This is a genomic window from Natronococcus sp., assembly GCF_047921035.1.
In the GTDB taxonomy this organism is placed as follows: Archaea; Halobacteriota; Halobacteria; order Halobacteriales; family Natrialbaceae; genus Natronococcus.
The window spans coordinates 1-23,931 of sequence record NZ_JBLRWX010000053.1; the positions used below are offsets into that span (position 1 = coordinate 1).

Sequence of the window (23,931 nt, forward strand, 5' to 3'; positions counted from 1 at the left end):
ACGAGGCGACCCTCGAGGACGACCGACTCGAGGTCCGGGTCGACGACGGCGGCCCGACTGCACCCCGGCTGCTCAACGAACTCGAGGCTGCGGGCCACGAGATCGTCGACCTCGAGATCACCCGCACGTCGCTCGAGGAGATCTTCGTCGACCTGACGAGACAGGACGACCGAACGACGACACGGTCCGACGCGCCGACGAACGAGGGGGCGGCAGACGGCAGAGCCGTCGAGGGAGAGAGCGAAGGCGAAGACGAAGGGACGCCGGCACGCGAACAGGAGGGGATCGCCTGATGCTGTCGGTCGGCTTCCGGGCGCTCTTTCGGCGCGAGCTCCTCCGATTTATCCGTCGTCCCAAGAACACGTTCATGCCGCCGGCGATCACGAACGTGCTCTACTTCGCCGTCTTCGGGATCATTCTCGGCGGCCGGATCGACGAACCCGTGGCAGGGATCGGCTACATCCTCTTTCTCGTTCCCGGGCTGGTCGTCCTCGGCACGATCTCGAACGCCTTCGAGAACGCCTCGTTCTCGATCTTCCACGGCCGCTGGAACGAGTACATCCACGAGACGCTGACCTCGCCGCTTTCCTACGTCGAGATGGTCGTCGCCTACGTCGGCGCGAGCGCGGTGCGGGGGCTGATCGTCGGCGTCATCATCGCCGTCATCGGCCGGCTGTTCGTCCCGATCTCGATCGAGAACGGCCTGTTCCTGGTGGCGACGATGATCGTCATCGCCGCGCTCTTTGCCGGCTTCGGGATCATCGGTGGGCTCGTCGCGCGGGACTTCGACGACCTCACCGTGATGAACCAGTTCATCCTGCGGCCGCTGGTCTTCTTCGGGGCCGTCTTCTACTCGCTGACGATGCTGCCGTCGACCTGGCAGACCGTCTCCCTGCTGAATCCGATGGTCTACATGGTCGACAGCGTCCGGTACGGACTGTTGGGCTACTCCGACATGCTCGAGATCGCGCCAGCGAGCTACGCCGAGTTCGCGCCGTACGCCTCGCTTGGCGTGCTCACGCTGCTCACTGTCGCAGTGATAGCGGTCGACGTCTACCTGTTCAAGACCGGGTACGGCCTGACCGACTGAACGACGACCGACCGCCGACCGGCGCTCGCCGTTAGCCGTCGTACTCGGCGACCCGCACCAGCTGCTTGCCGATGTTCTCGCCCTCGAACAGCCCCATGAAGGCGTCGGGCGCGTTCTCGAACCCCTCGACGACGTCCTCGCGGTAGCGAAGCTCGTCGTCGGCGATAAAGCGCGAAAGTCGCTCGAGCGCCTCGCCCCAGCGGTTCTCGTAGTCGTAGACGAGAAGCCCCTCCACGCGGGCGCGGGACTCGATGAGTTTGCCGAGCTTTCGGGGCCCGGTCGGGATCTCCGTCGCGTTGTACAGCGCGATCTGCCCGCAGACGGCGACCCGCGAGCGGACGTTCAGCAGCGGCCAGACGGCGTCGGTGATGGGGCCGCCGACGTTGTCGAAGTAGACGTCGACGCCGTCCGGACAGGCCTCGGCCACCGCGCCGGGCAGGTCGTCGGTCGTCTCGTAGTTGATCGCGGCGTCGAAGCCCAGCTCGTCGGTGAGCCACGCCGTCTTCTCGTCGCTGCCGGCCGTTCCGACGACGCGGGCGCCGCTCAGTTGGGCGAGCTGTCCGACGACCGAGCCGACCGCGCCGGCCGCGGCCGAGACGACGACCGTGTCGCCCGGTTTCGGCTCGGCGACGTCCGTCGTTCCGAAGTACGCCGTCACGCCGGGCATCCCGAGGACGCCCAGCGCCGTCGAGATCGGCCCGTGGTCGGGGTCGACCTGACGGAGGTCGTTCCCGTCGGCGACCGCGTGTTCGGCCCACAGCAGTTCGCCCGCCACGATATCGCCCGGCTCGAGCCCCTCGTAGTTCGATTCGATGACCTCGCCGACGACCCCCGCTCGCATGGGGTCGCCGACGTCCCACGGCTCCGCGTAGGACTCGGCGTCGCGCATCCGCCCGCGCATGTAGGGATCGACCGACTGGTAGAGCGTTCGAACGAGCACCTCGCCCGATTCGGGTGCGGGTCGGGCGACGGTGACGAGCTCGAAGTTCTCGCGGGTCGGTTCGCCGGACGGACGACTCGCCAGCCGCCACTGTCTGGTTTCTGCCATACGTCGGCGACGGTCCGAGGGAAGGTCAGTATTCGGCTCCCGGAACCCGGCTCGAGCCGGTGTGCGAATTCGACCGGAAGAGCAACCGTTTTGAGCGCGGTCCGTGCGTGTCATCGTATGAGCGCGGACGACGTACTGGCGGAGCTGCTCGCCGGCAACGCGAACCACGTCGAGGAACTGTCCGACGACTACTTCGAGGACGTCCAGACGGGCCAACACCCGGACGTCGTCTCGGTGTGCTGTTCGGACTCGCGGGTGCCACAGGAGCGGATGTGGAGCGTCGATCATCCCGGAGCCGTCTTCACCCCGAGCAACATCGGCAACCAGGTGTGGGACGACGACGACGGCGAACGGATCGTCGACGGGGGTATGCTGTACCCCATTCACCACGCGGGGACCGAGGCGGCAGCGGTCGTCGGTCACACCGGCTGTGGCGCGGTCACGGCCGCCTACCAGGTCGCCACCGGCGGCGACCGACCCGGTCCGCGCGGGGTCGACAAATGGGTCGACCTGCTCGTCCCGGTCGTCGAGGAGGGCCTCGAGAGCGACCTCGTCGACGCCGACGGCGACGAAAAGCGGGTGATCAACCAGCTCGTCGAATACAACGTCGACCACCAGGCGCAGTTCCTGCGGGAGTCGGCGGACGTCCCCGACGACGTCGCCGTCTACGGCTTCGTCTACGACTTCCAGGGCGTTTACGGCGACGAGCACGGCCGCGCGTCCCTGGTCAACCTCGACGGCGAGACGCGACCCGAGGTGATTGCGGATCGGATCCCCGGCGAGTACGAGGGAGCGACGCGGAGTCTGCTGTACTGATCGGTATCGTTTTCTCGCTCTCCCCGTAACGAACGGGTATGCGGACACTGCTCGAGTCGGACACCGGCTTCTACTACGCGATCGGCGCGTTTACGACCCTCGTGTTCGTCGTCGGTCTCGCCGTTCTCGCGGTCCTCAACCCGGGCGGCATCGGCGCGCGGGAACTGATGGGACTCGTCGTCGGCTTTCTCCTGTTCATGCTCGTCTACTTCGTCTCGATTACGGTCCACCGGCTCGAGGGCGGCGACAGTCTGCGATAGAGTACCACGGTTTATCGGTAATAGTTCCAGTAGCGGGTTCCGAGGGCCTGAATTTCGTACTTGCGCGGAGTCAAAGGGTTTATCCGTTCCCCGCGCCTCTGCTCAAAAGCAATGGCGAAAGGAACCGTTGATTTCTTCAACGACACTGGCGGCTACGGATTCATCGAGACTGAGGACGCGGACGACGACGTGTTCTTCCACATGGAAGACATCGGCGGCCCGGACCTGGAAGAAGGTCAGGAGCTCGAGTTCGACATCGAGCAGGCCCCCAAGGGCCCGCGCGCGACGAACGTCGAGCGCCTGTAAGGCGGAATTCGTAACGGTATCGGCTCTTGACTGCAGTATTTTCACACTTTTGAGCGGCGGTGCTGGCGACCGCCGGGCCGAAACAGGACAGCGTTTAGTGAGTTCGTCGCTCACCGACGGGTATGACCGAGCCACTGATCCGCAACGGTGACGACGTCGAGTACGAATCGGTCGATGCCGCCGACGGCCTCGAGAAGGGCATCCTGATCGACGAGAGCCACGGGGCGCCGAACTTCGCGATTCGTCGATTCGTCCTCGAGGTCGGCGCCGAGGTTCCCGAACACACGAACGAGGTCGAACACGAGCAGTACGTCCTCGAGGGCGAGTACACGGTCGGAATCGAAGACGAGGAGTACGAGGTCGGGCCCGGCGACTCGCTGTTGATCCCCGCCGGCACCGTCCACTGGTACCGCAACGAGGGCGACGAGCCCGGCGCCTTCCTCTGTGCGGTGCCCAACGGCGACGACGAGATCGAACTGCTCGAGTGATCGACCGCCCGGTTATATACTCCCGACGGTCGAACCGGCCGAACAGTCGTGAACGTCCTCCTCGTACTGGGTCACCCCCGGACGGATAGCTTCTGTGGCGCACTGGCCGACGCCTACTGCAGGGGTGCTCGCGAGGCCGACATCGACGTGCGCGAACTCGCCGTCGCGGACCTCGAGTTCGATCCCGACGTCCACACGGAGTGTCCGAGCGATCAGCCCCTCGAGCCCGATCTTCGGGAGGCCGAGCGCGACCTCGAGTGGGCCGACCACCTCGTCTTCGTCTACCCGAACTGGTGGGGGACGATGCCCGCCCGGCTCAAGGGGTTCTTCGACCGCCTCTTTCGGCCCGGCTTCGCCTTCTCCTTCTACGAGGATGGCGAGGGCGCGGGCAAGGAAGAGTTGCTCGACGACAAGACCGCCGAGCTGATCGTCACGATGGACGTCCCCCCGCGGATCTACCGCTGGCTCCTCCGCCAGCCCGGGAACCACGCCCTCAAGCGCGCGACGCTCGGCTACGCGGGCGTCGAGACGACGCGGGTGACGAACTTGGGTCCGATCGAGGGCTCCGACCTCGAGGAGCGCGAGGGCTGGCTCGAGGAGGTGCGGGAACTGGGTCGAAACCTCGAGACCGGGCCGCGCTCGCGGCTGGGGCGGACGAAACGCACGGCGACGAGCTGGCTGAAGGCGCTGCGCCTGCAGTTCTACCCGATGGCCTGGATCGCCTACACGATCGGGGCGCTGGCGGCGGCCGGCTCGGACGCCTTCTCGGTGGGCGCGTACTGGCTCGGGCTCGGTTTTCTGTTCTTTCTCGAGGCCGCGACGGTGTTGAGCAACGAGTACGCGGACTACGAGAGCGATCGGAACAACACCTTCGCCGGACCGTTCACCGGGGGCTCTCGGGTGCTGGTCGACGGCGAGCTGTCGTTCGGGCAGCTCCGGGCCGGGATCGCCGCCTTTCTGGCGGCGACGGCCGCGTTCGGCGGGGCCACGCTCCTCGCGGGAGCGGGATCGACGGCGGCGACCGCGGCGACGATGGGAACCCTCGCGGTGCTGGCGCTCGGGTACACGCTCCCGCCGCTGAAACTCGCCTACCGCACGCTCGGGGAACTGAACGTCGCCGTTACCCACAGTATCGGCGTCTTGGTGCTCGGGTTCGTCGTCCTCGGGGGCTCGTGGCGCGATCCGCTCCCGTGGCTGCTGGGACTTCCCTTCCTGCTGTCGGTGCTGCCCTCGATCACGCTGGCCGGCGTGCCCGACGTCGCCGCCGATCGATTCGCCGGGAAACGGACGGTCGCAGCCCGGTTCGGCGTCGGCGGGGCCGCAGTCGTCGCCGCGACGACGGCCGTCCTCGCCGCCCTGACGGGCGTGCTCTGGCAGTTCCTGGATCTGGTTCCGGGGTACGGGCCCGCAATCTACCTCGGCGCCGTCCACGCGCTCGGTATCGTCTGGCTGCTCCACAGTCGGCTCGACCCCGAGGCGGGCGCCCAGCGAATCGACCTCCTGATGATGGCCTCGCTGAGCTACATCACCTGGTTCGGCGTCGTTCCGCTGGTCGGTCTCTACTGAGTCGAACGGCGATATCGAGCGGGGCGTCCGACCGGCACCTCGATCGCGGTCGCCGGAATCGTCGGGTTCGTCGGCCTCATCGTCCCGCACGTGGTCCGGACGATCGTCGGAAGCGACTACAAGCGGCTGCTGATCGGCTGCCTGTTCGTCGGGCCGGCGCTGTTGGCCGTCGCCGACGTCGGCGCCCGCCTGGGCATGCAGTTCCTGTTCGACAGTCCGAACCAGCTGCCCGTCGGCATCCTCACGGGGCTGATCGGCGGCCCGTACTTCCTGTATCTCATGCGGAAACAGAACACCTCGGAAAACTATGATCGGATACCTCCCGCGGCTCGAACGGTTCCTGCGGAGCGAGCCCGCGACGACGGGCCGCGACGAGACGGACGCCGCGAACGACGCCGATATCGGGTCCCGGAGTCGCGCCGAGCGCGTCGACGGCGCCGACGACGCCGGCTCGAGCGAACCGAACGAACCGAGCAGCTTCGTCGGCGAGGAACTCGAGCTGAGCTATCCGGCGACCGAGGAGCCAGTCGCCGAGGTCGACCGGATCGACCTGCCGGCGGGCGAGGTGACGGCCCTGGTCGGTCCGAACGGCAGCGGCAAGTCGACGCTGCTCAAGGCCCTCGCCCGGCAGCTCGAGCCCGACGCCGGCGGCGTCTACCTCGACGGAACCGACGTCGAGTCCCTCGGGACGAAGGCCTTCGCCCGGCGGGTCGGGCTGCTCTCCCAGGAGAACGAGTCTCCCGGCGGGATCGCCGTCGAGGAGCTGATCTACTACGGTCGGTACCCCCACCGGGACTTCTTCGATTCGGTCGGCGCCGAGGACCGGGCGGCCGTCGAGCGCGCCATCTCGCTGACGGGGATCGACCACCTCAGGGAGGAGTCCGTCGACAACCTGAGCGGCGGCCAGAAACAGCTCGTCTGGGTCGCGATGATCCTCGCACAGGAGACGGACGTCCTCCTGCTCGACGAGCCGACGACCTACCTCGACTTGCACCACCAGCTGCGCGTGCTGGACGTCGTCGCGACGGTCGGCTACGGCGAGGAGGGGCCGACGATCGTTCCCCACCGGCCACTCGAGGAGTGAGGCGGCCGTCGTTTCACCCTCGAGCAGCTACGTGATGATCGACCGCACTAGCGGCTGTCGGAGTGCGGCCGGCAGACCGCCGGCCGCGCGGAGAGACGGAGTCGGGTAGGTGCGGTGCCTGGCGTCTCGGCGAGCGAAGCGAGCCGAGGCTCGGAAGTCGCAGGCTGCGAGCGCAGCGAGCAAAAGCGTCTTCCGGCGGATTGGCAGGGCGAGCGTACGAGGGCTGCCAGGGTATTCGCGGATGTCGTTTGCCCCGCGAATGCAGCCGAAAAAATGCGTAGACACCGAACGCAGTCGGTGCGAAACGTGACGGGCGCGTCGAGGGACTGTCGCACACGCTCGAGGCGGAACCACGGTAGCACACGACACATAACGAGTCCGAACCGCTCAAGTACGCCAGCCGACTACACTATCGCGTGTCGCAGCAGGTTCAGGACGTCGAAACGATCTTTTGTCACGAGACGGGCGGCGACTACCTCGTCGTCGTCCAGCGGGACGGCAAGCGGCTGTTCCGGGCGAAACTCGGACTCTCCGAGACCTCCGCAGGGCCCCGCCCGTCGAAGTTCCGGCTGAAGGACGGCTCGAGCGAGGAGCCCCGACAGCCCGACGAGTTCGTCGAGCTCGCCCGCCGAGCGAAGCGGATCCGGATCTCCGAGCAGACTCCGTCCGAGAAGCGTCGCGAGCTCACCGAGATGTTCGCCGGCTACCAGCTCGAGGACAAGGTCAAAGCCGTCCGGACCTGTCGCTACTGCGCCGCCGCGGGACGGTACTCGCCAGTCACGACCGACACCGCGGTCAAGGACGACACCGACTGGATCTGCCGGGACTGCGCCCGTCAGGAGCTCGAGCGCCAGCTCTCCTTCTCCGGCGGCGGGGCGGTCACCGGCGCCGCGAAGGAACGACTCGAGGAGCTGATGCTCGAGGTCCAAGACCTCCAGCGGATCGTCAACCTGCTGCAGGGCCAGCTCGATCCCGACCTCACCCAGTTCGACACCATCTCGGCGACGACCGACGAGGTCGACCCCGTCCGGACCGACTCGCTGAACCTGCATCCCGGTCTCCAGGGGCTGCTCGAGGACCGCTTCGAGACCCTGCTCCCGGTCCAGAGTCTCTCCGCCGAGAACGGCCTCTTCGACGGGGAGGACCAGCTCGTCGTCTCCGCGACCGCGACCGGGAAGACGCTCGTCGGCGAGATGGCCGGCCTCAACCGCGTGCTCAACGGCAAGGGGAAGATGCTCTTTCTCGTTCCCCTCGTCGCGCTCGCGAACCAGAAACACGAGGACTTCGAGGAGGAGTACGGCCACCTCGTCGACGTCTCGCTTCGGGTGGGGGCGAGCCGGATCACCGACGACGGCAACCGGTTCGACCCCAGCGCCGACGTCATTGTCGGCACCTACGAGGGGATCGACCACGCCCTGCGGACCGGGAAGGAGCTCGGCGACATCGGCACCGTCGTCATCGACGAGGTCCACACCCTCAAAGAAGAGGAACGGGGCCACCGACTCGACGGCCTGATCTCGCGGCTCAAGTACACCTGCGAGCAGCGCGCGAAGCGCCGCGAGGAGTACGGCGGCGCCCAGTGGATCTACCTCTCGGCGACCGTCGGTAACACCGAACAGCTCGCCGAGGTCCTCGAGTCGACACTCATCGAGTTCGAGGAGCGACCGGTGCCGATCGAGCGCCACGTCACCTTCGCCGACGGCCAGGAGAAGGTCCGCATCGAGAACAAGCTCGTCAAGCGGGAGTTCGACACCGAGTCCTCGAAGGGGTATCGCGGACAGACGATCATCTTCACGAACTCCCGCAGACGGTGTCACGAGATCTCCCGCAAACTCGAGTACTCCGCCGCACCGTACCACGCCGGGCTCGACTACGGGCGCCGCAAGCAGGTCGAACGCCAGTTCGGCGAGCAGGAGCTGTCGGCCGTGGTGACGACCGCCGCCCTCGCTGCCGGCGTCGACTTCCCCGCCTCGCAGGTGATCTTCGACTCGCTGGCGATGGGGATCGAGTGGCTCTCGGTCCAGGAGTTCCACCAGATGCTCGGCCGCGCGGGTCGTCCGGACTACCACGACGAGGGGAAGGTGTACGTGCTGGTCGAACCCGACTGTTCGTACCACGGCTCGATGGAGATGACCGAGGACGAGGTCGCGTTCAAGCTGCTGAAAGGGGAGATGGAGTCGGTGATGACCCACTACGACGAGGACGCCGCCGTCGAGGAGACGCTGGCGAACATCGTGGTCGGCGGCAAGGCCGCCAAGGGTCTCAACGACCGGATGCTCGGCGAGGTGCCGACCAAACACGCCGTCGGAAAGCTCCTCGAGTACGGCTTCATCGACGGCTTCGAGCCGACCCCGCTCGGACAGGTTGTCACTCAGCACTTCCTCTCGCCCGGCGAGGCGTTCGCGCTGGTCGACGGCATTCGGAAGGAAGCCCATCCGTACGACCTGATCGCCGATATCGAGCTTCGGGACGAGGACCTTTAGGGCGAGAAAACGGAGACAGCGAACGAATCGAGCCGAGTTGTTAGGGGACGAAGGCGATGCCAAACAGCGACAGTAGCAGCACAAGCAGCGATCCCGGAAGCCCGCCGATGGCGACGATCAGGAGCGCGATCGGCGTGATCGCGACCGAGACGCCGAAGACGGCCTGAGCCAGAAACAGTACGAGCAGACCGACGACCGCGTTGACGATGAAGGGACGAACGGTCTGGATGATCGTCGTGGCGCCGAGGACGGCAGCGAGGACGAGTACCAGCAAGAGAATTTCGAGTCCTGTAACCATACTCGAGGGTAGCGAGCGAAGCGGGGAAAACCGTTCGGTACGGAACGAAACCCTTTATGCGGTCCGCCCGGAAAGGGTGATACGGGATCGTGGGTTAGCTTGGTATACTTCGGGCCTTGGGTGCCCGTGACCCCGGTTCAAATCCGGGCGATCCCATCTTACTGCTGCGAGTTACTCCGCGAGCAGCGGGACTCTGAGAGAGCCCGGTCAAACGATGTCGTTACGGAAAATTCGAGGCGAAAGCCTCGCCCTTCAGGGCGGAGATGAAGCCGACCAACAGTATTCAACCGCCGTCGCTGGCATAGACGGGGTTCCAACGCAATTTTAAGACATCTGACCATGATAGTATACATAGATGGTGAAGAGTACCCGTCACGCGAAATACGAACTCTACTACCACATAGTGTTCGTGCCGAAATCTGGCGGAATCGAAGATCCCGCTGACCTCGCGGAACAGGGTTCCGCTCAGTATCGGCGTTCGCACCTGACGGGGAAGACGAAGAAACGTCTCGAAACCATCTTCGCGGAAATCTGTGAGGACAAAGACCTCGAACTGGCCGAATCAGACGTCATGCCCGACCACGTACACCTGTTCATCGGGAGTCCGCCCAAGAACGCCCCGTCACTCATCGTCAACTGGGTCAAGGGCATCTCGGCGCGGAAGTATAACCAACGCTACGACGACCGCGTGAAGTGGACTCGTTCGTACTACGTCGGTACGGCAGGGAGCGCATCGAAAGGCGCTGTCGAACGCTACATCGCTGAACAAGAGGGTGAGGACGCATGAAGCGCGTCAACACCTTTGAGGTGGTTCCACAAACCGAGAACGACAAAGAGTGCCTTCTACGGCTACTTGACGCCTCTGCCTCCCTGTGGAACGAACTGACCTACGAACGCCGTCAGAACTACTTCGGTGACGGCGACGTGTGGGACACCTCCGAGTACCGAGGGCGCTACAACGGCGTCGTCGGAAGCGCGACCGTTCAACAGGTCACGCGCAAGAACAGCGAAGCGTGGCGGTCATTCTTCGCCCTCAAGGAGAAAGGCGAGTACGCCAACCCGCCGTCGTACTGGGGCAACGAGGAGGACGGACGAGAACTCCGTACCTACATCCGATGCAACCAGTACACGATTCGGTGGGGCAAGCGTAGCCGTCTCGAAATCCCTGTCGGGCAAGAACTGAAAGACGAATACGGACTCGGCTACCACGAACGCCTCCGCCTCGAAGTCCGAGGCAACCCGAAGTGGGACGGCAAACAGGGTCGTCTGGAACTTGAGTATGACGAGGTGAGCGACACGTTCAGGGCTTTCCAACCAGTCACCGTACCTGATTCTCGACTGGATTCACCACTGGCTTCCGAAGAAGCCGCCCTCGACGTTGGCGCAAACAATCTCGTCGCCTGTTCCACGACCACTGGGAACCAGTACCTCTACGACGGGCGGGGGTTGTTCGGACGGTTCCGCGAGACAACCGACGAAATCGCCCGCCTCCAGTCGAAATTGCCCGAGAGACGCAGTCTCTCGGAATCACGGAAAACTTCGTCTTCCGGACGACTCCGAGAGGGACGCTACAGTTCCAAGCGGATTCGACGGCTGTACCGACAGCGGACGAAGCGCCGTGACCACGCACAGAACGCGCTGGTGCGCGACCTCGTTGAACGGCTGTACGACGAGGGTGTAGCGACGGTGTACGTGGGCGATTTGACCGACGTGCTGGAAACGCACTGGTCGGTCAGGGTGAACGAGAAGATGCACAACTTTTGGGCGTTCAAGAAGTTCATCCACCGTCTCGCGTGCGTCTGTGAGGAATACGGTATCTCCCTCGAGGCCGAGTCGGAAGCATGGACGAGTCAGACGTGTCCCGAGTGTGGCGACCACGAGGAGACGGTTCGCCACGAGGATACACTGTCGTGTCCGTGTGGATTCGAGGGGCACGCCGACCTCACAGCGTCAGAGACGTTCCTTCGAGAAAACAGCGATTGCGAAGTCAGGCCGATGGCACGGCCCGTGCGATTCGAGTGGGACGACCACGAGTGGTCGGGGAAACCACACCCTCACGAAAGTCCCAAAGAAGTGCGCACGAACCCGCAAGTTGCCTCCGTGGGTCGGTAGCCGAACCCCCAACGGAGGAATCCTCGCGCTTTAGCGCGGGGAGGATGTCAATCTTCGGCGCCGAGTTCCTCGGCCTCCCACTCGGAGGCAAGTCGACTGGCGAGCTCGCGGGGTTTGTGTTCGTAGACCAGGTGGTGCTCGAGGGAGTGCTCGGGACTGATCGTCTCGTTGTACACCTGACAGAACACCGGCGATCGGGAGGTCATGAGAGTGGTACGTCACAACGAAGCAAAAAGGGATCGCTGAAACGGAGTCGCGACAGGGCGAACAAGTCCGTCTCCGGCCGAGCGATTCGTTCGAGGTCCGCTACGGTTCGGGAGGAGAACTGTGGGTTCTCCGCTCGTATCGGTCAGAGGCGACGAGTCGGGCGCTTTCCCCACGCACAGCCGACCTTCCATACACGTATTCCTCCCATTCCCAAATTTAATAGACATTCGTCTACGGTACCCAGGATTAGAAATACAAATGCCAACCCTTATCCGTGGGCCGGGACACTCTTTGCATGTAATGGCAAACGGTACGGTTGACTTCTTCAACGACACAGGCGGTTACGGTTTCATCGAGACTGAGGATGCTGACGAGGACGTGTTCTTCCACATGGAAGACGTCGGCGGCGAGGACCTGACCGAGGGTACGGAGATCGAGTTCGACATCGAGCAGGCCCCCAAGGGTCCCCGCGCGACGAACGTCGTTCGCGAGTAACTAAACTGGTATCCGGTCGCCGAACGGCGACCATACCGATTTCTACACCGGTCGGACGGCGATCTCCGATCGACGTATTTCAAACCGAGTAGTGGCAACGATGCGGTCACGCCGCCCTCGCCAGCCACCTCGAGTCGAACCCCGCTACAGGGTCTGTCTGTACCCACACTCCGGACAGGAGACGACGCCGGATTTCACGAGCGTGTAGCTTCGACCACAGTGGGTACAGGGACAGCCGACCGAGAGTCCGGCTTCCCGGGCCAGCGCCGCGATCGTCCGCTCGAGCTGGCGCTGCCGGTCCTCGACCGCCTCGAGCCGCTTCGTGGTCGCCTCGAGGCGGCTGATCACCGCCCGTTGATGGGTGGTTTCCGAACGCGATGCCGATCGTGGAGTCATGCGGACGGTACGCTCCCAGCGGACAAAAGCACATCTACGGTCGGAGTCGGGACCAAAGAAGGAAGTCGCAGACGCGTGCAACCCGAACAGTTTCTAACGACCGTCCGAAACGGATCGTATGGTAGCGGTCTCCGAACGACCGAAGCGCTGGCTCGTCAACGGTATCATCCTGACGATCCCGCTCGTCGTGACAGTGCTCGTGTTGCTCGTCGTTGTCGACTTCGTGCTCGGCATCCTCTCGCCGATCGTCGCCGGCGTGCAGTACGTTTGGCCGAACGACCCGCCCCGGGTCGTGATCCAGCTGACGACGCTGGCGTCGCTGGTCGGGTTCTTCCTAGTGATCGGGTTCGTCGCCGAGCACACTCCGGGGAAACACCTCTCGAAGCGCGTTCACGCGACGATGGAGACGATTCCCGGCGTGAGCACCCTCTACGAGAGCGTCCGACGAGCGAGCGACATTCTGGTCGACGACGAGACGGACCAGTTCAAGGAGGTCAAACTCGTCGAGTTCCCGCACGACGACGCGTACATGTTTGGCTTTCTGACGGCCGATACGCCGCCGAAGATCGAGGAAACCGTCGGCGGCAGGGAGATGATGACGATCATGGTCCCGCTGGGTCCGAACCCGACGACGAACGGCTACGTGATGCACGTCCCGATCGAGAACGTCTACGACGTCGACATCACCGTCGAGGAAGCCGTCCGATCGATCGCGACCCTCGGCGTCTCCGTCGACGAACTCGGCGCGGAGACGGCCGACGATGCGGACGAACGGGCGGTCGATAACACGCCGTTCGGATCGACCCGAGGGTGAGGTCACGGCCGAACGAGTCTCCGCTCGCGATCAGTTTCGCTGCGCTTTGCGACCATTTATACACGATGGCGACCCTACGAGAGTGCAATGGCGCAAGCGGGAAATTCTGAACTCGTCGACTCCTTCGAGCAGTTCTTCCGCAACTACTACGACAACGAGATCAAGCAGCTTGCGCAGCGGTACCCCAACGAGCAGCGATCGCTCCACGTCGACTGGCAGGACCTCTACCGGTACGATCCGAACTTAGCCGACGACCTCCTCGCCCAGCCCGAACAGCTCCAGCGCTACGCCGAGGAGGCCCTGCGGCTGTACGACCTCCCGATCGACGTCAGCCTCGGGCAGGCCCACGTCCGGGTTCGAAACCTCCCCGAAACCGAGTCACCCGAGATCCGAGACATCCGCGCCCGCGATATGAACTCCCTCGTGCAGGCCCGAGGGATCGTCCGCAAGGCGACCGACGTCCGCCCGAAGATCGAGGAGGCCGCCTTCGAGTGCCAGCTCTGTGGCACCCTCACGCGAGTCCCCCAGTCCAGCGGCGACTTTCAGGAGCCCCACGAGTGTCAGGGCTGTGAACGCCAGGGCCCCTTCCGCGTGAACTTCGACCAGTCGGAGTTCGTCGACTCCCAGAAGCTCCGCATCCAGGAGAGTCCCGAGGGTCTGCGCGGCGGAGAAACGCCCCAGTCGCTGGACGTCCACGTCGAGGACGACATCACCGGCGAGGTAACCCCCGGCGATCACGTCTCCGCGACCGGCGTGCTCCGCCTCGAGCAACAGGGCGACGGCCAGGACAAGTCCCCCGTCTTCGACTTCTACATGGAAGGGATGTCCGTCGACATCGACGAGGAGCAGTTCGAGGACATGGACATCACCGAGGAGGACAAAGCGGAGATCGTCCGGCTCTCCTCGAGCAAGGACATCTACGAGCAGATGGTCGGCTCGATCGCGCCCTCGATCTACGGCTACGAGCAGGAAAAACTCGCGATGATCCTCCAGCTGTTCTCGGGCGTGACCAAGCAGTTGCCCGACGGCTCCCGCATTCGGGGCGACCTGCACATGCTCCTTATCGGGGATCCGGGTACCGGGAAGTGCGTCCGCGGAAACACGAAGGTCACCCTCGCGGACGGACGAGCGGTTCCGATTCGCGACATCGTCGAGTCGAATCTCGAGGACCCGAAACCGATCGACGACGGCTGGTACGACGAGATCGATCTCGAGGTGCCGTCGCTGCAGGACGACGGTTCGATCGCCCCACAGCGGGCGACGAAGGTCTGGAAGCGTGAGGCACCCGATCAGATGTATCGGATTCGGACCTCGAGCGGGCACGAGCTCGAGGTGACGCCGTCGCATCCGTTGTTCGTCGGTGTTGTTGACGGCTATCGAGCGGTCCGTGCCGACGACCTCTCAGTCGAAGATTCGATCGCCGTGACGACCAGCAGTACGAACGCAGTGGATCAGTCGACGGCGAACGAAGCGCCGGTCCTCGCTGACGGAGGGACAGTCGCGTCTACGGGCGCTGTAGCTGATCAGATCAACTCTATTGAGACGGTCGATCCCGACTACGACTGGGTGTACGATCTCGAGATAGAGGGGACTCACAACTACGTTTCGAACGGGATCATCTCCCACAACTCCCAGATGCTGGGCTACATCCAGAACATCGCCCCTCGCTCCGTCTACACCTCCGGGAAGGGTTCGTCATCGGCTGGCCTCTGTGTCACGGGAGATACGCTGATCCATACCGAAGACGGATTCCGTCAGGTCGAGGACGTCGCCACTGCTCGGCTCCCCGATCCGGTCGACACCGAAACCGCAGTCGAAGACGAAATCGACCTCTACACGTTCGATCGGGACTCGGGAGCCCTCGAGACGCGATCGACGTCACACGTCTGGCGAATGCCGCCGAAGGAGTGTCAGCGGATCGAGACGGCACGAGGAAAGGAACTCGAGGCGTCGCAGAACACGCCAGTGTTAACCTGTGGCGACGATGGACTCGAATGGACGCAGATATCGAACGTCGAAGCCGGCGACTACGTCGCGGTGCCGAAGTACGACGAGATCGACCGCTCGACGCCGCCGATCGAGGACTACCTCGAGTTCACGAACGAGAAGCTGAAACTCGCCGACGAGTCGATCGTTCAGGTCCGTCGTCAGCTCTGTAAAGCGTTCGGAACGCTCCGTGACGCAGCGTCGGAACTCGATCTTTCGGAGGACTTCGTCTACGATACGATTCGGAACCGGCACATTCCCATGGGAAAACTCGAGCGAGTCCTCAGTGCGATCGACCTCGAGTTGGACCAGCTCTCGGTCGAACGCGCGATGCTTCGTCACGGGAACAGCGTCCGTGTTCCCGACGAGTTCGACGAGGATCTCTGTTATCTGCTCGGTCTCGTCTTCGGAGACGGTGATATCAGGCTCTCGCGCCGCGACGGAAACCGCGGCCTCGTTCGAATTTCTAACGGCGACGAAACGATTCTCGAACGGGCGATCGAGATCGTCGACGATACGTTCGACAAGCGGCCCGAAATCGAGTATCAGGACGACCGCGTTCCGTGTATCCGCGTTCACAGCGCCACCGTCGCGCGACTGTTCTCCAACGCTGGGATGGAGACGCCAAAGGAGGAGCTGAAACTCGATCCCGGACTGACGACCGCCGAGCACGCCGATGCGTTCCTCTGCGGACTGATGGACGCTGATGGGTCCGTTTCGTCTCGAGCGGACGGGGGCTCGAGCATCCACTTTTCGACGATCAGCCAGGAGTTCGCCGAACAGGTACAGCTGATGCTCGAAACCTACGGCGTTCGATCCCGCGTTCGCGAGCGCGACCGTCGCGGTGTGTCCGTCCTCGAGAACGGCTACGAGATCGAATCGAATCACGTCCAGTATCACCTGGAGTGTTACGGTCGCAACATCGATCGGTACGCGGACGCGATCGGATTCGGCTACCCGGCAAAACGAGCCGCGCTCGAGGAAATCGTCGGAGACGCCACACGCCGGGGGGAGAAGATTCCGGTCGGAAACGCACTCGCAACCGTCGATGCTGCTGGTGGGGAGTACTACATGAATCTCAACCGTGGCGACAATCCCGGCCGCGGACGGGGTCGACGGATGCTCGAAGAAGTCGATCTCGGAGACGCCGAACCGATCGTCGAGGAGGCAGTCGAGGCCGACTTGTGCTGGGACGAGGTCGTCGCCGCAGTCGATACCGGCGAGAAAGAAGTGTTCGACCTCACTGTTCCGGAGACGCATAATTTCATCGCGAACGGCGTCGTCACCCACAACACGGCTGCGGCGGTTCGCGACGACTTCGGCGACGGCCAGCAGTGGACCCTCGAGGCCGGTGCGCTCGTTCTTGCCGACCAGGGGATCGCGGCAGTCGACGAGCTCGACAAGATGCGATCGGAGGACCGCTCGGCCATGCACGAGGCCCTCGAGCAACAGCGGATCTCGGTCTCGAAGGCCGGCATCAACGCCACGCTCAAGTCTCGCTGTTCGCTGCTGGGCGCCGCGAATCCCAAGTACGGCCGGTTCGACCAGTACGAGCCGATCGGCGAGCAGATCGACCTCGAGCCGGCCCTGATCTCGCGGTTCGACCTGATCTTCACCGTTACGGACCAGCCCGACGAGGAGAAGGACAAGAACCTCGCCGAGCACATCCTGACGACCAACTACGCTGGGGAACTGACGACCCAGCGCGAGGAGATGACCAGCCTCGAGGTCAGCGAGGAGGAGATCGAGGAGATGACCGAGCAGGTCGATCCCGTCATCGACGCCGAACTCCTCCGGAAGTACATCGCCTATGCGAAGCAGAACTGCCACCCGCGGATGACCGAGGAGGCCCGGAAAACGATCCGGGACTTCTACGTCGATCTCCGAGCGAAGGGGACCGACGAGGACGCCCCGGTTCCGGTCACGGCCCGAAAGCTCGAGGCACTGGTGCGGCTCTCGGAGGCCAGCGCCCGGGTTCGCCTCTCGGATACCGTCGAACAGCGCGACGCCGAGCGGGTCGTCGAGATCGTTCGCTCGTGCCTGCAGGATATCGGCGTCGATCCCGAGACCGGCGAGTTCGACGCGGACATCGTCGAGGCCGGCACCTCGAAGTCACAGCGAGACCGGATCAAGAACATCAAGGGGCTGATCAGCGACATCGAGGAGGAGTATGACGAGGGCGCCCCGGTCGACATCGTCCTCGAGCGGGCCGACGAGATCGGGATGGACGAGTCCAAGGCCGAACACGAGATCGACAAGCTCAAACAGAAAGGCGAGGTCTACGAGCCGAGTACCGACACGCTCCGAACGACGTAGCCGACCGCGACTACTGCTTCCGTTCGTCGAGCACGACGGCCGTCGACCGGATCGTCGCGGGTGAGACGTCGGCGACGTCGGCCGCGTCGACCTGAGTCACCGAGGGCCACTCCTCGCACTCGGCAGCAGCCTTATACAGACAGGCCGCAGCGACGCCGCTGGGGTTCCGACCGCCGATGGCACCGTCCTCGAGCAACGTCGTCACGTGTTCCCGGGCCCGGTTCTCGACGGGCGTCTCGAGGCCGAGTTTCGAGGCGAACCGCGGCAGGTACTGCGTCGGATCGATCGGTCCCGTTGGAAGCTCGAGATTGCGGTTCAACGCGCCGTAGGCGGCCTTCAGTTCCCCGTCATCGGCGCGAGCGACGTCGACGATCTCGTCGATCGTTCGGGCGAAGGAGTTCGTTCGACAGGTGGCGTAGATCGCGGCCGCCGCAAACCCTTCGATCGAGCGGCCCTGGAGCAGTCCTTCGGACTGGGCCGACTCGAAGAGCGAACAGGCCTGCTCCCTCACGGAGTCGGGAAGCGAGAGCAACGCGTTGACCCGTTTGATCTCGGTGAATCCGTACACCTGATTTCGATCCGCTTTCGTCGAGATGCGGGCTCGGTTGTGCTCTCGACGGAGTCGGGCGATCTGGCGCCGTTTGCGGCCGGTCAAACGAGACCGGGAGCCGGTTCCGTAGCCGATCTCGGTGGAGAGTCCGCGGTCGTGTCGCGACCGCGTCAGCGGTGCTCCGGTTCGGCGTCGGTCGGGGCCGTCGTCGAACGTTCGCCACTCGGGTCCGCGATCGATCGCGTCCTCTCCCGAGACGAGACCGCACTCTTCACAGATCTGCTCGGTTTCCGTCGTCCGCAGTCGTCCGCCGCACTCGGAACAGCACCCGTTCGAATCGTCTACAGCCATCGGTAATATTCACCAGCTATGAAACCAATGCCTCCCCCTGGTACTTAAAATATAAGATATCCTCTAGAAATTTCTGGAATTAATCTGGTTCGTTCGAGCCGATCGATCGTCGGACAGGGGTGACTCGCCGGGGTTACCGCTCCGACAGACGCTCGCCCGCGAGGTGCTCGAGCACGCCGTCGGTCGTAGCGGGAACCGGTTCGGGATCGGCGCCGGCGGCGGCGGCCGCGTCGGGATCTTTGAGCAGATGGCCGGTCGTGAGACAGGCGACTCGCTCGTCCTCGGTGACGATCTCCTCCGCGCGGAGTTTCCGCAGGCCGGCGACGGAGGCCGCGGAGGCGGGCTCGACGCCGATTCCTTCGCCCGCGAGCGCGCGCTGGGCGTCGGTGATCTCCTCGTCGGAGACGGCGATCGCCGTCCCGCCGGTCTCGCGGATCCCGGGCAGGGCCTTCGGGGCGTTGACCGGATTCCCGATCCGGATCGCCGTCGCGCGGGTCTCGACGTCGTCCCAGCGCCGAACCTCGTCCGCACCGTTCTCGACCGCCTCGACCATCGGAGCCGCGCCCGCAGCCTGGACGCCGGTGAGTTTGGGCACGTCCCCGCGGTCGATCGCGCCGGCCTGGAGGAGCTCCCGGAACGCCTTGTATAGCGCCGCGGTGTTGCCCGCGTTGCCGACCGGGAGGACGATTCGATCGGGGAACGCCCCGTAATCGTCGCGGAACGCCTCGAGGATCTCGAGGCCGATCGTCTTCTGGCCCTCGAGTCGGAACGGGTTCAGCGAGTTCAGCAGGTAGGCCTCTCCCTCCGCTGCGAGTTCCTGGACGATGTCGAGGCAGGCGTCGAAGTTGCCGTCGACCTCGAGGATGCGGGCGCCGTGGAGGCTCGCCTGAGCGACCTTGCCCGCGGCGACCTTCCCCGCCGGCAGGAGCACGAGCGTCTCCATCCCGCCTCGGGAGCCGTAGGCCGCCAGCGCGGCGCTGGTGTTGCCCGTCGAGGCGCAGGCGAGTCGGTCGACGCCGAGTTCCCTCGCGACGGCGACGCCGACGGTCATCCCGCGGTCCTTGAAGCTCCCGGTGGGATTCATCCCCTCGTGTTTGATCCGCAGCGCCTCGAGCCCGATCTCGTCCTCGAGCCGTGGCACCTCGTACAGCGGCGTCGCACCCTCCTGGGTCGTGACGCCCGACTCGAGCGGCAGGGCGTCGGCGTAGCGCCAGACCCCACGGCCCTCGAAGTCGTCGAACGTCGGGAGGTCGGCGTAGCGGACCTCGAGCAGGCCGTCGCAGCCGTCGCAGGTGTAGCGGACGTCCGCGAAGGGTGCGAACGTCTCACCGCAGTCGATACACTCGAGCCAGGCGCCGTCGGTCGCGTCGTCGGGGACGGCGGGCGTCTCGGCGGAGAGGTTGAGACTCATTACCGGAACGTGGGAGGCGACGGAGAAAAGTGGGCTGATTGGCGTGAGCGCTGCCACCGTTCGGGCGACGATCACTCGCCGTCGAAGTCGTCGATAACGTCGTGGACCGTCGCCGTCCAGGTATCGAGGGCCTCGTGGAGCATCGCCTTGACCTCCGGAAGCGCGACGGCGGTGTACTGGTAGACGTAGCCGCCCCCGTCCAGAAGTCGACGGTTACGGCGAACCAGTCCGCGTTCGTACAGCGTCGCCATCGCGCGGTTGATCGTGCTCCGATCGCACTCGAGTGGCCCCTCGAGTTCGTCGACCGTACTCCCGGGTCGATCGACGAGCGCGAGGTAGGTCCGCGTCTCGTGGGGCTCGATCCCGAAGACGCAGCTCATCACCGTCCCAAACGTCGGGTTCGACGATTCCATCAGCTCGCCGAGGCGGTGTTCGGGATCGGTCGCCATACGTCACCTACGACCTCGTGCGTAAAAGAACCGCTCACTCTTCGGACGGCGACGCACCGTATCCCATGTTCATGATGCAGGTGCGCATCTCGCGTTCGCTCTCGTGGCGATGCAGCCGCGTCGGCGTATCGCAGTAGTACACCGACCCGTCGTACCGGAGCGTGATCTCGTGTTCGTCGCCCAGAGTCGTTACCGTGACGACGACCCGACGTCCGTTCCGGATCGCGTCGGCCTCGAGGTCACCTGCGGCGATACGAAGCGGGTCGGTCATCGGTACGAACTGCGCGAGCGCGGCCAAAGAACCTTCGCGTCCCGCCCGTCCTGACGGTCGGTTCGACGCCCGTGCATCGCCGGTGCCAGACCGCGATATCGCTACGCACTCTCGAGTCTACCGGTATCATATGGCATCTAAAGTACGAACACGAACTGTCGAACGAACCGGGGCCGCACTCGAGTCCTGGCAGGCCGGCGTCGTCGGCGGGATCGTCGGCGCGATCGCCTTCGGCGCAATGATGGCAATGCAGATGCCCGCGATGCTCGAGATGGGGATCCCGGCGATGTACGGCCTCGAGGGCGGGCTCGCCGGCTGGATCGTTCACGTCTCCCACGGCGCGGTGCTCGGCGTCGTCTTCGCCGCCGTGCTCGCGGTCGCGGGCCAGTCCCACCGCGGTATCGTGCGGACGACCCTGCTGGGACTCGGCTACGGAATCGTCGTCTGGGCGGCTCTGGCCGTCGTCGTCATGCCGATCTGGCTCTCGGCCGTCGGCTTCCCGATGGCGCCGCCGTTCCCGAACGTCGACGTCGGAAGCCTCATGGGTCACGCCGTCTACGGCGTCGTCCTGGGTGCGGCATACGCGTTCCTCGAGCGGTAACCGGCTCGACGAGTGGCGACGACAGCAGGCCCTCGACCAACTCGCCGCCGGCGACGTGACGGTCACGAAGGCCGCCGAGCACGCCGGAATGTCCGTCTGGGAGTTCACCCGCCTCGCGAAAGAACGCGACGTCACGTGGGTCTCCGGCAACCATCTCGACGACGACCTCGAGGAGCTGTGAATGTGGGTGTTCGACGCGACCCCCGTTATGGACGAGGCCGCCGGGCGAACCGGCGCTGAGGTCGAAGGGGTCGAGACGAGGGGAGCGGCGTATCTCGTCCTCCTGTGTGCCAAGCGCGGCTGCGTTTCCGTCGTGGACGCGCGTGAGACGATCGACTCGATGATCGACGACGGCTGGCACTGTGCGCCGGATCTGTACGCCCGCATCGTGCGAAAACTGGAGTCGCTCGAGGACGAACCGGAACGGTAACCGCGCCGAGCGTAGCTGTCGGTCGAACGGTCCCGTCGCGAGTAGGTTCCGACGATCGGTACGTACAGACGACTCACTCACCGCTCGCTTCGCTCGCGGTTCGATCGTCGTCCCGCAGAGAGACGCGCTGTCGCGCGTCTCGGACGGCCGTTCGCCCAGTAGAAACTGCGAGCGAAGCGAGCAGTTTGCATCTACAGATAACGGTTCGACCAAATGAGGTTCAGGATCAAACATCGATCAAAAAACGCGAACGCGAATGAAGTGAGCGTTCGGCCGATCACTCGAGCAGCCAGCTCAACAGCGCCTTCTGGGCGTGCAGCCGGTTTTCGGCCTGGTCGAAGACGATCGAGCGCTCGCTCTCGATGACGTCGTCGGTGATCTCCTCGCCGCGGTGGGCCGGCAGACAGTGCATCACGGAGGCGTCGGGGGCGCCCTCGAGCAGCTCCGCGTTGACCTGAAAGCCCTCGAAGGCGTCCATCCGGACGTCGTACTCGTCCTCCTGGCCCATGCTGGTCCAGACGTCGGTGTAGACGACGTCGGCGTCCGCGACCGCATCGACGGGGTCGGTCGTCGTCGTCGGATCGCCGCCAAGGTCGCGAGCGCGCTCGAGGACGGCATCGTCGATCCCGTACCCCTCGGGCGTCGCGACGGTCAGGTCGACGTCGGTCAGCGCGGCGCCGATGACGAACGACTGGGCGACGTTGTTGCCGTCGCCGACCCACGCCGCGGAAACACCGTCGAGCCCGCCCGTCTCCTCGCGGATCGTCAGCAGATCCGCGAGCGTCTGACAGGGGTGGGCGTCGTCGGTGAGCCCGTTGACGATCGGCACCGAGGAGTACTTCGCGAGCACCTCGACGTTGTCGTGTTTGAACAGCCGAGCCATCACGACGTCGACGTAGCGCGACAGCGTCCGGGAGGTATCCTTGAGTGGCTCGCCGCGGCCCAGCTGGATGTCGTCGGCGCCAAGAAAGACCGCGTGGCCGCCGAGCTGGGTCATCCCCGTCTCGAAGGAGACGCGGGTTCGCGTGCTCGGCTTCTGGAAGATCATGCCTAACGTCTGGCCCTCGAGGTCGGCGTGGTCCTCGCCGTTCGCCTCGGCGCATTTGTACGCCTCGGCGCGGTCGAGCACCGTCGACAGCTCCTCCGTGGAGAGGTCGTCGATCTCGAGGAAGTGGCGCGGTTCGGCCATCAGTCGTCGCCTCCGCGAAGGGTCGTCGCGACTCGCGTCAGCACTTCGACCGAGCGGTCGAACTCGGCGAGCGAGAGGCGTTCGTCGGGCGCGTGGTCCAGATCCGAGTTGCCCGGCCCGTAGGTCACCATCGGACAGCCCCACGCACCGGCGTAGAGGTTCATGTCGCTGGTGCCGGTCTTCCGAAGCAGCCGCGGATCACAGCCCTCCTTGCGGATCGCCGCACGGAACGCGCGGGCGACCCCGGTCCGGGGACTCTCCATTACGGGTGGGATCGGCTCGGCCCAGGAGACGGTCCCGATCTCGAGTTCGGCCTCGGCGGTCTCGCGGACCGATTCGGCGTCGAGCGACGGGGGGATCCGCAGCTGTGCCTGCAGGGTCGCCTCGACCGAGAGGCCGTCCTCGCTGATCCCGCCGTCGATGTCGACCGGTTTCGCCGTAACCCGTTCGAAGACGGGCGTGTACTCGTCGTCTTCGAAGGCGGCCTCGACGTTGGTCCACCACTCGGTGGCGTGTTGGATCGCGTTCGGTTCGGGACGGGAGGTGTGGCCCGACTCGCTGGTCGCGACGTAGGTGCCGGAGAGAAAACCCCGGTACCCCAGCGTGATCCCGGTCGTACCGCTCGGTTCGCCGTTGACGACGGCGTCGGGCTCCTCGCGGTCGACCACCAGGTGGCGGGCGCCCCGGGAGTTGGTTTCCTCGCCGACGACCCCGACGAAGGAGACGCCCGTTCGGACGGCGGCGACGGCCATCGCGGCCAGCGGGCCGGTGGCGTCGACGCTGCCCCGACCCCAGAGGACGTCCTCGCCTTCCTCCTCGGCGACCTCGTCGTCGACGTCCTCGACGTCTGCCGGTCGAACCTCGACCGGGATTTCGCCGGGAACGGTGTCGACGTGGGAGGTCAGCAGAACCGC

The 23,931-nt window shown here is 65.0% G+C and carries 26 protein-coding genes, 1 tRNA gene and 2 pseudogenes; 19 read left to right on the plus strand and 10 right to left on the minus strand.

Annotated features, from left to right (window positions below):
• Together ACNA7R_RS11840 and ACNA7R_RS11845 are read left to right on the plus strand one after the other, a co-directional pair.
• On the plus strand, positions 1 to 293 hold a 293-nt coding region (locus tag ACNA7R_RS11840), incomplete at its 5' end, for a DUF4162 domain-containing protein (protein WP_416283773.1).
• Positions 293 to 1,090: an ABC transporter permease gene (locus tag ACNA7R_RS11845; protein WP_416283774.1), complete on the plus strand. Its 798-nt coding sequence runs from the start codon at positions 293 to 295 to the stop codon at positions 1,088 to 1,090. The genes ACNA7R_RS11840 and ACNA7R_RS11845, both read left to right, overlap by 1 nt.
• A 31-nt stretch (positions 1,091 to 1,121) precedes the next feature.
• Here the strand turns inward: ACNA7R_RS11845 and ACNA7R_RS11850 are convergent, their stop codons facing one another.
• Complete coding sequence (locus ACNA7R_RS11850) at positions 1,122 to 2,138, minus strand: NADP-dependent oxidoreductase (RefSeq protein ID WP_416283775.1); 1,017 nt, start codon at positions 2,136 to 2,138, stop codon at positions 1,122 to 1,124.
• Between the two features lie 117 nt (positions 2,139 to 2,255).
• Here ACNA7R_RS11850 and ACNA7R_RS11855 point away from each other — a divergent pair, with 117 nt between their 5' ends.
• The 8 genes and pseudogenes from ACNA7R_RS11855 to ACNA7R_RS11890 all read left to right on the plus strand — a co-directional run bounded on the left by ACNA7R_RS11855 (position 2,256) and on the right by ACNA7R_RS11890 (position 9,141).
• On the plus strand, positions 2,256 to 2,954 hold the full coding sequence (locus tag ACNA7R_RS11855; protein ID WP_416283776.1) for a carbonic anhydrase: 699 nt from the start codon (positions 2,256 to 2,258) through the stop codon (positions 2,952 to 2,954).
• Positions 2,955 to 2,992: 38 nt separating this feature from the next.
• Entirely contained in the window at positions 2,993 to 3,214 is a 222-nt protein-coding gene (locus ACNA7R_RS11860) for a hypothetical protein (protein ID WP_416283777.1), read from the plus strand.
• Between the two features lie 111 nt (positions 3,215 to 3,325).
• Complete coding sequence (locus ACNA7R_RS11865) at positions 3,326 to 3,520, plus strand: cold-shock protein (protein ID WP_005554588.1); 195 nt, start codon at positions 3,326 to 3,328, stop codon at positions 3,518 to 3,520.
• A 122-nt stretch (positions 3,521 to 3,642) separates the two neighbouring features.
• Positions 3,643 to 4,008 carry a cupin domain-containing protein gene (locus ACNA7R_RS11870; RefSeq protein ID WP_416283778.1) on the plus strand — a complete coding sequence of 122 codons (366 nt, stop codon included), beginning with the start codon at positions 3,643 to 3,645 and terminating at the stop codon, positions 4,006 to 4,008.
• A gap of 48 nt (positions 4,009 to 4,056) precedes the next feature.
• The gene (locus ACNA7R_RS11875; protein WP_416283779.1) at positions 4,057 to 5,574 is read left to right on the plus strand and encodes an NAD(P)H-dependent oxidoreductase; all 1,518 of its coding nucleotides are present in this window, start codon (positions 4,057 to 4,059) and stop codon (positions 5,572 to 5,574) included.
• Between the two features lie 39 nt (positions 5,575 to 5,613).
• Positions 5,614 to 5,865, plus strand: a pseudogene (locus tag ACNA7R_RS11880) (iron chelate uptake ABC transporter family permease subunit); the annotation flags it as partial.
• A 16-nt stretch (positions 5,866 to 5,881) separates the two neighbouring features.
• Entirely contained in the window at positions 5,882 to 6,658 is a 777-nt protein-coding gene (locus ACNA7R_RS11885) for an ATP-binding cassette domain-containing protein (RefSeq protein ID WP_416283780.1), read from the plus strand.
• 416 nt (positions 6,659 to 7,074) lie between these two features.
• A complete protein-coding gene (locus ACNA7R_RS11890) occupies positions 7,075 to 9,141 on the plus strand; it encodes a DEAD/DEAH box helicase (RefSeq protein WP_416283781.1) in 2,067 nt (688 codons plus the stop codon).
• Positions 9,142 to 9,181: 40 nt separating this feature from the next.
• Here ACNA7R_RS11890 and ACNA7R_RS11895 read toward each other — a convergent pair whose 3' ends face one another.
• The gene (locus ACNA7R_RS11895) at positions 9,182 to 9,439 is read right to left on the minus strand and encodes a pro-sigmaK processing inhibitor BofA family protein (protein ID WP_416283782.1); all 258 of its coding nucleotides are present in this window, start codon (positions 9,437 to 9,439) and stop codon (positions 9,182 to 9,184) included.
• Between the two features lie 83 nt (positions 9,440 to 9,522).
• Between ACNA7R_RS11895 and ACNA7R_RS11900 the strand changes: the two genes are divergently transcribed.
• From ACNA7R_RS11900 to ACNA7R_RS11910, 3 genes are all read left to right on the plus strand, one after another.
• Positions 9,523 to 9,595, plus strand: a tRNA-Pro gene (locus ACNA7R_RS11900).
• A gap of 199 nt (positions 9,596 to 9,794) precedes the next feature.
• Complete coding sequence (tnpA, locus tag ACNA7R_RS11905) at positions 9,795 to 10,226, plus strand: IS200/IS605 family transposase (protein ID WP_416283783.1); 432 nt, start codon at positions 9,795 to 9,797, stop codon at positions 10,224 to 10,226.
• The gene (locus tag ACNA7R_RS11910) at positions 10,223 to 11,551 is read left to right on the plus strand and encodes an RNA-guided endonuclease InsQ/TnpB family protein (RefSeq protein ID WP_416283784.1); all 1,329 of its coding nucleotides are present in this window, start codon (positions 10,223 to 10,225) and stop codon (positions 11,549 to 11,551) included. Before tnpA ends, ACNA7R_RS11910 begins: the two co-directional genes overlap by 4 nt.
• Positions 11,552 to 11,598: 47 nt before the next feature.
• Here the strand turns inward: ACNA7R_RS11910 and ACNA7R_RS11915 are convergent, their stop codons facing one another.
• Positions 11,599 to 11,757 carry a hypothetical protein gene (locus ACNA7R_RS11915; RefSeq protein ID WP_416283785.1) on the minus strand — a complete coding sequence of 53 codons (159 nt, stop codon included), beginning with the start codon at positions 11,755 to 11,757 and terminating at the stop codon, positions 11,599 to 11,601.
• 301 nt (positions 11,758 to 12,058) lie between these two features.
• On the opposite strand from ACNA7R_RS11915, the gene ACNA7R_RS11920 reads away from it, so the two are divergent.
• Positions 12,059 to 12,253 (plus strand): cold-shock protein, encoded by a 195-nt coding sequence (locus ACNA7R_RS11920; protein ID WP_005554594.1) that lies wholly within the window; start codon positions 12,059 to 12,061, stop codon positions 12,251 to 12,253.
• A gap of 144 nt (positions 12,254 to 12,397) precedes the next feature.
• Here the strand turns inward: ACNA7R_RS11920 and ACNA7R_RS11925 are convergent, their stop codons facing one another.
• Positions 12,398 to 12,649: a hypothetical protein gene (locus ACNA7R_RS11925; protein ID WP_416283786.1), complete on the minus strand. Its 252-nt coding sequence runs from the start codon at positions 12,647 to 12,649 to the stop codon at positions 12,398 to 12,400.
• Positions 12,650 to 12,767: 118 nt separating this feature from the next.
• Between ACNA7R_RS11925 and ACNA7R_RS11930 the strand changes: the two genes are divergently transcribed.
• Together ACNA7R_RS11930 and ACNA7R_RS11935 are read left to right on the plus strand one after the other, a co-directional pair.
• A complete protein-coding gene (locus tag ACNA7R_RS11930; protein ID WP_416283787.1) occupies positions 12,768 to 13,463 on the plus strand; it encodes a DUF502 domain-containing protein in 696 nt (231 codons plus the stop codon).
• A gap of 87 nt (positions 13,464 to 13,550) precedes the next feature.
• Complete coding sequence (locus ACNA7R_RS11935) at positions 13,551 to 17,765, plus strand: LAGLIDADG family homing endonuclease (RefSeq protein ID WP_416283788.1); 4,215 nt, start codon at positions 13,551 to 13,553, stop codon at positions 17,763 to 17,765.
• A 10-nt stretch (positions 17,766 to 17,775) separates the two neighbouring features.
• On the opposite strand, the gene ACNA7R_RS11940 is transcribed toward ACNA7R_RS11935, so the two are convergent.
• From ACNA7R_RS11940 to ACNA7R_RS11955, 4 genes are all read right to left on the minus strand, one after another.
• Positions 17,776 to 18,666: a transcription initiation factor IIB gene (locus ACNA7R_RS11940; protein WP_416283789.1), complete on the minus strand. Its 891-nt coding sequence runs from the start codon at positions 18,664 to 18,666 to the stop codon at positions 17,776 to 17,778.
• A gap of 133 nt (positions 18,667 to 18,799) precedes the next feature.
• Entirely contained in the window at positions 18,800 to 20,077 is a 1,278-nt protein-coding gene (gene thrC, locus ACNA7R_RS11945; RefSeq protein ID WP_416283790.1) for a threonine synthase, read from the minus strand.
• A gap of 71 nt (positions 20,078 to 20,148) precedes the next feature.
• On the minus strand, positions 20,149 to 20,526 hold the full coding sequence (locus tag ACNA7R_RS11950) for a helix-turn-helix domain-containing protein (protein WP_416283791.1): 378 nt from the start codon (positions 20,524 to 20,526) through the stop codon (positions 20,149 to 20,151).
• A 34-nt stretch (positions 20,527 to 20,560) separates the two neighbouring features.
• Positions 20,561 to 20,797 carry a hypothetical protein gene (locus tag ACNA7R_RS11955; RefSeq protein ID WP_416283792.1) on the minus strand — a complete coding sequence of 79 codons (237 nt, stop codon included), beginning with the start codon at positions 20,795 to 20,797 and terminating at the stop codon, positions 20,561 to 20,563.
• A gap of 130 nt (positions 20,798 to 20,927) precedes the next feature.
• Here ACNA7R_RS11955 and ACNA7R_RS11960 point away from each other — a divergent pair, with 130 nt between their 5' ends.
• The 3 genes and pseudogenes from ACNA7R_RS11960 to ACNA7R_RS11970 all read left to right on the plus strand — a co-directional run.
• Complete coding sequence (locus ACNA7R_RS11960; RefSeq protein WP_416283793.1) at positions 20,928 to 21,398, plus strand: histidine kinase; 471 nt, start codon at positions 20,928 to 20,930, stop codon at positions 21,396 to 21,398.
• Positions 21,370 to 21,579 (plus strand): hypothetical protein, encoded by a 210-nt coding sequence (locus ACNA7R_RS11965; protein WP_416283796.1) that lies wholly within the window; start codon positions 21,370 to 21,372, stop codon positions 21,577 to 21,579. Before ACNA7R_RS11960 ends, ACNA7R_RS11965 begins: the two co-directional genes overlap by 29 nt.
• 12 nt (positions 21,580 to 21,591) lie before the next feature.
• Positions 21,592 to 21,828 (plus strand): annotated as a pseudogene (locus tag ACNA7R_RS11970) (DUF3368 domain-containing protein); the annotation flags it as partial.
• A 277-nt stretch (positions 21,829 to 22,105) separates the two neighbouring features.
• On the opposite strand, the gene argF reads toward ACNA7R_RS11970, so the two are convergent.
• Positions 22,106 to 23,017: an ornithine carbamoyltransferase gene (gene argF / locus ACNA7R_RS11975; protein WP_416283794.1), complete on the minus strand. Its 912-nt coding sequence runs from the start codon at positions 23,015 to 23,017 to the stop codon at positions 22,106 to 22,108.
• Positions 23,017 to 23,931: [LysW]-lysine hydrolase (locus ACNA7R_RS11980; RefSeq protein WP_416283795.1), on the minus strand; the 915-nt coding region annotated here is incomplete at its 5' end. The genes ACNA7R_RS11980 and argF, both read right to left, overlap by 1 nt.